The organism is Nocardioides sp., assembly GCF_029937575.1.
In the GTDB taxonomy this organism is placed as follows: Bacteria; Actinomycetota; Actinomycetes; order Propionibacteriales; family Nocardioidaceae; genus Nocardioides.
In genome coordinates, this window is record NZ_JAPYPS010000116.1 from 1 (window position 1) to 6,352 (window position 6,352).

Genomic DNA, 6,352 nt, shown 5'->3' on the forward strand with positions numbered 1-6,352 from the left:
GGCATCACCTGCAGGTGGGTGACGCCGGCTTCGCGGAAGGCGGCGACGCGCTCCTCGACGTACGACGCGGGACCGACGAGGTTGGCGGCCTCGAGCCACTCCGTGGGGACCAGGGCCTCGGCCTCCTTCTTCTTGCCGCTGAGGTAGAGGTCCTGGATCTCGGTCGCCTCGGCCTCGTAGCCGTACTGGCAGGCCACGTCGTTGTAGAAGTTCTTGCCCTTGGCGCCCATGCCGCCGACGTAGAGGGCGAACATCGGTCGGGCGAAGTCGAGCATGCCCTTGACGTCCTCGCCGATCGCGAGCATGCCACCGGCGGTGACCTGCAGGGCGCCCAGGTCGGCCGAGCGCTTCGCGGCGCCGGCGGCCAGGGACTCGCCCCAGACCGACTGCGCCTTCTCGGGGTAGAACAGGTGGGGGATCCAGCCGTCGGCGACCTCGGCGGTCATCTCGACGTTCTTGTCGCCGAGGGCGGCGACCCAGATCGGGACCTCGGGCCGCTCGGGCCGGGTGAGGAGCTTGAGGGGCTTGCCGAGGCCGAGGCCCTGGTCGGCGGGGAGCGGCAGGGTGAAGTCGCGACCCTCGTGCTCGAGGGGCTCGCGGCGCATGCCCTGGCGCACGATGTCGATGACCTCGCGGGTGCGGCCCAGGGGGCGCTTGTAGGGCAGCCCGTGGAAGCCCTCGATCACCTGCGGTCCGGAGGCGCCCAGGCCGAGCACCGCCCGGCCTGCGGAGACGTTGTCGAGGCCGGCAGCGGTCTGCAGCAGCGCGCCCGGGGTGCGCGAGAAGACGTTGAGGATGCCGGCGCCGATCTGCACGGTCTCGGTCTTCGCGGCCAGGTAGCCCATGAGCGTGGGGGAGTCGAAGCCGTAGGCCTCCGCCACCCAGACGAGGTCGAGGCCGGCCTGCTCGAGGGCGGCGACCTGGTCGGCCGCAGCGCGCGGGTTGCCGTCGTACATCAACATCGTGGACAACTTCATGGGGTGCTCCCTGCGGTCGACTCTGACAGTGTCGGTGTCACGATAGCGCCCACCAACGGGATGCGGTCCCGAGGTCCGCGCCGCAGGGTGCGATAGTCGAGACGCAACGTCGACCGCACCCAGGAGAGAGACCCCACGTGAGCTATCGCATCGCCGTCATCGGAGGCACCGGACCCCAGGGCAAGGGACTCGGCTACCGCTTCGCCCGACACGGACACAGCGTCGTGCTGGGCTCGCGGGCCGCTGAGAAGGCCGTGCCGGTCGCAGCCGAGGTCGCCGAGCGCCTCGCCGGGGTCGAGGGGGCCGGTGAGGTCACGGGAGCCGCCAACGCCGACGCGTGCGCCGGCGCCGACGTGGTGCTGCTCGCGATCCCGTACGACGGGCACGACGACCTCGTGGCCACCCTGCCGCTCGATGACACGATCGTCGTCTCCTGCGTGAACCCGCTCGCCTTCGACAAGCAGGGCCCCTCGGGCCGCGTGGTCGACGGAGGCGAGGGCTCGGCCGCCGAGTCGGCGCAGCGGATCGCCCCGGGCTCCCGCGTGGTCGGCGCCTTCCACCACGTGTCCGCGGTGACCCTCTGGGGCGAGGCGGACTTCCTCGACGAGGAGGACATCCTCGTCGTCGGCGACGACACGGACGCCAAGCAGGTCGTCATGGAGCTGGCCCGCTCGGTCACCGGCCGCGACGGCGTGGACGCCGGCAAGCTGCGCCTGGCCCGTCAGCTCGAGCCGCTCACGGCCGTGCTCATCTCCATCAACAAGCGCTACAAGACACACTCCGGGGTCCGGATCTCCGGACTCTGAGGAACCCTGGGCGCTAGTCGGTCTCCTCGGCCTGGGCTCGAGCGCGGGGACGCTCGGGCTGGCCGAGGAGGCCGAGGTCTATCCCCAGCGGGACCCACAGCTCGCCGGCTCGCGCCGCGCTGATGTGGCCTCTGTCGCGGTAGGCGATCGTGGAGCCCACCACGACAGGACACAGTCCCTCGGCGCACAGCCACGGGGTCGGGTTGATCGCCGGGACCCCGGCTCGCTCCGCGGCGTCCTCGGAGATGAGGCGGTTGCGCTCGCTCCAGGACGTCGGCGGGAACATGCAGTCCCCGAGGTCGGCTCCCTTGGCGGCCAGGCAGGCGCCCGGCTCCTCGGGAAGCCGCGGCACGTCGGCGAGCAGCACCATCCGGTCGACGAGCGGAAGGTAGGCGTCGAACATGTCGTCGAACCCGACCGCGACGTTCTCGGCGACGTCGTCGTTGTTGCGCAGCAGCAGGCCGTCGTCGTCGTACACGCCCGTCGGCGGGGGGGACGTGGCGACCACCATCAGCTCGGGCTGCAGCCCGGCGACCTGCTCGACGACCCAGTCGTGGAACTGCTCGCACTCCGGCCAGGGGTCACCGCTGCCCAGCCGACCGGGGTCGACGAACGCGGCTGTGCACTGCTGCTTGACGAAGTAGTACGTCGCGTAGCCGGCCTCCTGGGCGATCTGCTCGAACGCGGGGATCCAGGCGCGCGCGTGGGAGTCGCCGGTGACGACGATGACCTTGTCGGAGGCGACGTCGCCGCGTCGGCACACCGGTCGCGCCGGGGACTGGTAGTTGCACTCCCCGACGTCGGCCACGTCGTCGTTCAGGTTGATCAGGTCGGGGGTGAGGTCGCTGGGGATCGCCGTGCCGTTGCGTCCGGCGATGACCGATGCCCGCACGAGACCGAGCACCTCGTCACCGCGGACCCCGAAGGCCGAGGCGCTCACCGCCGGGTCGTTGCCCCGCTCGGAACCCAGCCGCTCGGCCACGACGTGACCTCCGGCGGCGACCGGGAGGACCAGGACCAGCGACAGCGGGTAGAGCACCAGTCCACGGCGGTGCGTGCGCCAGAACGGCACCGTGCGGAAGGGCTGCTCGACGAACTGGTAGGTGAGGTAGCCGAACTGGAAGGTGAGCAGGACGGCGATCAGCGTCTCGGTGGGGCTGAGGGTCCGGCCCATCGCGACCTGCGGGATCACGATCAGCGGCCAGTGCCACAGGTAGAGCGAGTAGGACCAGTCGCCGATGCGGCGCAGCGGTGGAACCGCGAGGACCCGCGAGAGGGTCGGGCGGGAGCGGTGGTGGGCGCCGGCGATCAGCAGCGCGGCGGCGGACAGCACCGGGAGCGCGGCCTCGTAGCCCGGGAAGGCCATCGACTCGTCGTAGGTGATGACGGAGTAGACGATGCCGGCCACGCCGAGCAGCGCGAGTGGCTCGGTGACGCCGCGGCGGGAGATGGTGCGTCCGGCGAGCACCACCAGCGCGATCACCGCACCGACGGCCAGCTCCCACGCGCGGGTCAACGTCGAGAAGTAGGCGGCCGTCGGCTCCACGGCGGTGCGGTGCACGGACCAACCGAAGCTCAGGGCCCCGCCGACGACGGCCACGGCCAGCAGCGCACCGACCGGTGCCGAGCCAGGGGAGCGGCGCCGGCGCGTGGCCCACACGATGACGGCCACCAGCAGGGGCCACACGATGTAGAACTGCTCCTCGACCGCCAACGACCAGTAGTGCTGGAGCGGGGAGGCGGAGTCCTCGAGAGCGAAGTAGTCCACTCCCTGCGTGCCGAAGCGGATGTTGGCGGCGAAGAAGGCCGCCCAGAGGGCGTCCCTGGTGGCGTCGAGGGCGTCGATGAAGTTGAAGTAGATGATCGAGGCGACCACCGTGACGACCAGGACCAGGCTGGCGGCCGGCACGATGCGCCGGGCACGCCGCGCGTAGAACCCGCCGAGTGAGAAGGAGTCCTCGCGCCGGATCCCGGTCACGATGAGCTGGGTGATCAGGAAGCCGGAGACCACGAAGAAGATGTCGACGCCGACGAAGCCCCCCGTGAAACCGGGGACGACGGCGTGGGCACCGATCACGACCAGCACGGCGATCGCGCGCAGGCCTTGGATGTCGCCGCGGAAACCTCGCCCGTCGGCGCCGGCACCTGTCGGCGGGGTGCGCTGCGGCTCGGTCACGCTGTGATCGCTCACGCCGGCCTCGCCCCCGCCCCATCGATGCACCCGCTGCCGCGCAGCCAACCTGTCGCCGGGAATTTATCAAGGAACCAGGCTGATGGCCGCTTCGGCAGGACGTCCGGCCGACGGGTGCTTCGATGGGGCGGGGGAGGGGCTATTCCTCGACGGTGCCGGGTGCCGGGTGGGGCGCCGTGGCCGTGCGCCGCTGCGCGGCGAGAGCGCGTCGGTCCGAGGTGACCAGCGCAGCCAGTCCGGCGACTCCGGCCAGGATCCAGGGCGCGGGCAGGAGGAAGCGGATGTCGTCTCCCTCGACGGCCCCGCCCTCGATGAGTCCCCACACGACCCCGAGCCCGAGCAGGGCGACGCCCATCACGAGGTGCCCGATGCTGACGGGGTGACGGGCACCGGCGGTGCTCTGCGCAGCCATCAGTTGCCTCCTTCCCGGTTGATCTGGATCTCACCCAGGTCGACGTGGACGTCCAGGGTGAGGGTGGGTACGTCGGCGCCGCCGATGCGTGCGCTGCTGGTCACGGTGTCGGTGCCGCCGCTGCTCTCGTCACCGAAGATGGTGCTGTCCCCGGCTCCGAGGTCGGAGCGGACGATGACGTCGATGTCGTCGGGCACGGTGACCTCGATCCGCCCGAGACCGACGTCCAGCTCGATGGTGCGTCCGTCGAGCTCGCTCGCGTCGACGACCTCGGTGAGGTCGAGCTTGATCTCCCCGATGTCCAGGTCGTAGTCGGAGGCCACCCCGGACGAGGTCGAGGGGGAACGGTCGATCTGGCCGGCGTCCAGGTCACCGACCGCGAGGGTGGCGGCGGTGGCCAGTGCACTGACGAGGCCGAGGGCGATGAGCCCACCCGGGCGCCCCCAGAAGGCACCGACGGTAAGCATCACGCCACTGGCGACGAGGGCGAGCGCTGGGTAGGCGGAGTCGGCGACGGGCACCCCGGCGAGGTCGAGGCTCGCCAGGATGCCGATGCCGATGGCGATGATCGCGACGGCGTAGCTGAACAGGCGAGGACCGGCGCGACGCTCCTTGGCCGGCGTCCCCTCGACGGGCTCGGCGACGGGCTGCGCCACCGGCTGCCAGGCCGTGGGTGCGCCCGGAGCGGTGGAAGTGCCGACGGAGGGGCCCGTGGAAGGGCCAGGGGAAGGCGCCGTGGAGGGGCCCGTGGTCGCCGGGGCCGCGAAACGACCTCGGGAGAACATCACGACCAGCACGATCGCGCCCACGACGGCCAGCGGCCACGGAAAGCCCCAGCCGCCCAGGCTGTCACCCAGCAGGGCCAGCGCCGCCAGCCCGCCCACGATCGTCAGGGCGACGTTCCTGCTGCGGTCGTCGAGGCGGATGGTGGCCGTCTCCTCGCCGTCCAAAGGGACGACGAGCCAGCAGGCGACGTACACGATCAGACCCGCTCCGCCGAAGAAGAACAGCACCACCAGCACCACCCGGGTGATGAGCGGGTCGATGTCGAGATGACGGGAGATGCCGCCGGCGACGCCGGCGACCTTCTTGTCCGACCGGCTGCGGCGCAACGCGGCGAGGTTGCGCATCTCTGGCCCGCTGACGCGCGGGCCGCCGGCCGGGTCGGAGGCGTCGCGTGGGGCGTCCGCGGCGTCGGACGGCGCTCCCGCCGGCGGTGGCGGCGGTGGCGGTGGTGGGGTCGTGGTCATGGCATCAGCCTCGTCGGGGGCCTGCAGCGGCACCATCGGGGACAGCCCTGATCCTGCCGCATCCGACCCCTGAGTCGCAGGACCCCGGCCTCAGGGTGGTCCCAGGGTCCCGGGAGGGTTCTTCCGCATGGGTCACGCCCCCGCGCTGTGTGACGATGGTCTGGCCATGACAACCGCCGCTGCCGACTCTCGCGCCCCTCGTCGGGCCCGCCGCGACCTGGAGGTCTCCATCGTCGGGGGAGTGGCCTCCGGCCTGGCCGAGCACCTCGGCGTGCCGGTCGTGTGGGTCCGGGCGGGCTTCGTGCTCAGCACCGCGTTGAGCGGGTTGGGAGTCGTCCTCTACGCCGCACTGTGGGTGATGCTGCCCGCCGGGGCCGGCTTCGAGGTGTCGGCTCCCGGTCTCGAGAGCGCCTCGCGCGGCGGGCGTCGTCCCGGCCGGATGGCCCGCATCGGCGACCTGGGCCCGGTGCTCGTGCTCAGCGTGCTGGGCGTCGGGGTCGTCTTCGCCGTGAGTGCGGTCTTCGGTGGCGGAGCCGTCGTGTGGCCCCTGGCACTGGGGCTGCTCGGTGTGGCCCTGCTGTGGCGGCAGGCCGACGAGGCGCAGCGCGAGCGCTGGCTCGACGCCACCGGGTCGATCGACCCCGTCCGGGTCGTCCTGGGCGGCGGCGGGGGGGCGGCGTACGCTCGGCGGGGGTTAGGCGGGGGGATGATAGCGG

Annotated in this window: 6 protein-coding genes; 2 read left to right on the forward strand and 4 right to left on the reverse strand. The window is 72.0% G+C overall.

Features of this window, described 5'->3' with window-relative positions:
* On the reverse strand, nt 1–977 hold a 977-nt coding region (locus Q1K33_RS20385; protein WP_300406712.1), incomplete at its 3' end, for an LLM class F420-dependent oxidoreductase.
* A gap of 137 nt (nt 978–1,114) precedes the next feature.
* Between Q1K33_RS20385 and npdG the strand changes: the two genes are divergently transcribed.
* The gene (gene npdG, locus Q1K33_RS20390) at nt 1,115–1,783 is read left to right on the forward strand and encodes an NADPH-dependent F420 reductase (protein ID WP_300406714.1); all 669 of its coding nucleotides are present in this window, start codon (nt 1,115–1,117) and stop codon (nt 1,781–1,783) included.
* A 13-nt stretch (nt 1,784–1,796) separates the two neighbouring features.
* Here npdG and Q1K33_RS20395 read toward each other — a convergent pair whose 3' ends face one another.
* From Q1K33_RS20395 to Q1K33_RS20405, 3 genes are all read right to left on the reverse strand, one after another.
* The gene (locus Q1K33_RS20395) at nt 1,797–3,974 is read right to left on the reverse strand and encodes an acyltransferase family protein (RefSeq protein WP_300406716.1); all 2,178 of its coding nucleotides are present in this window, start codon (nt 3,972–3,974) and stop codon (nt 1,797–1,799) included.
* Nucleotides 3,975–4,113: 139 nt separating this feature from the next.
* The gene (locus Q1K33_RS20400; RefSeq protein WP_300406718.1) at nt 4,114–4,386 is read right to left on the reverse strand and encodes a hypothetical protein; all 273 of its coding nucleotides are present in this window, start codon (nt 4,384–4,386) and stop codon (nt 4,114–4,116) included.
* Entirely contained in the window at nt 4,386–5,636 is a 1,251-nt protein-coding gene (locus Q1K33_RS20405) for a PspC domain-containing protein (protein WP_300406720.1), read from the reverse strand. The genes Q1K33_RS20400 and Q1K33_RS20405 overlap by 1 nt, the downstream gene beginning before the upstream one ends.
* 166 nt (nt 5,637–5,802) lie before the next feature.
* On the opposite strand from Q1K33_RS20405, the gene Q1K33_RS20410 reads away from it, so the two are divergent.
* Nucleotides 5,803–6,352, forward strand: a 550-nt coding sequence (locus Q1K33_RS20410) for a PspC domain-containing protein (RefSeq protein WP_300406722.1), incomplete at its 3' end; no start/stop codon positions are given.

What these genes read in the sequence shown, in the direction of transcription:
- Q1K33_RS20400 (WP_300406718.1), bottom strand. Translation starts at nt 4,386, where the DNA reads ATGGCTGCGCAGAGCACCGCCGGTGCCCGTCACCCCGTCAGCATCGGG.
- Q1K33_RS20405 (WP_300406720.1), bottom strand. Translation starts at nt 5,636, where the DNA reads ATGACCACGACCCCACCACCGCCACCGCCGCCACCGCCGGCGGGAGCG.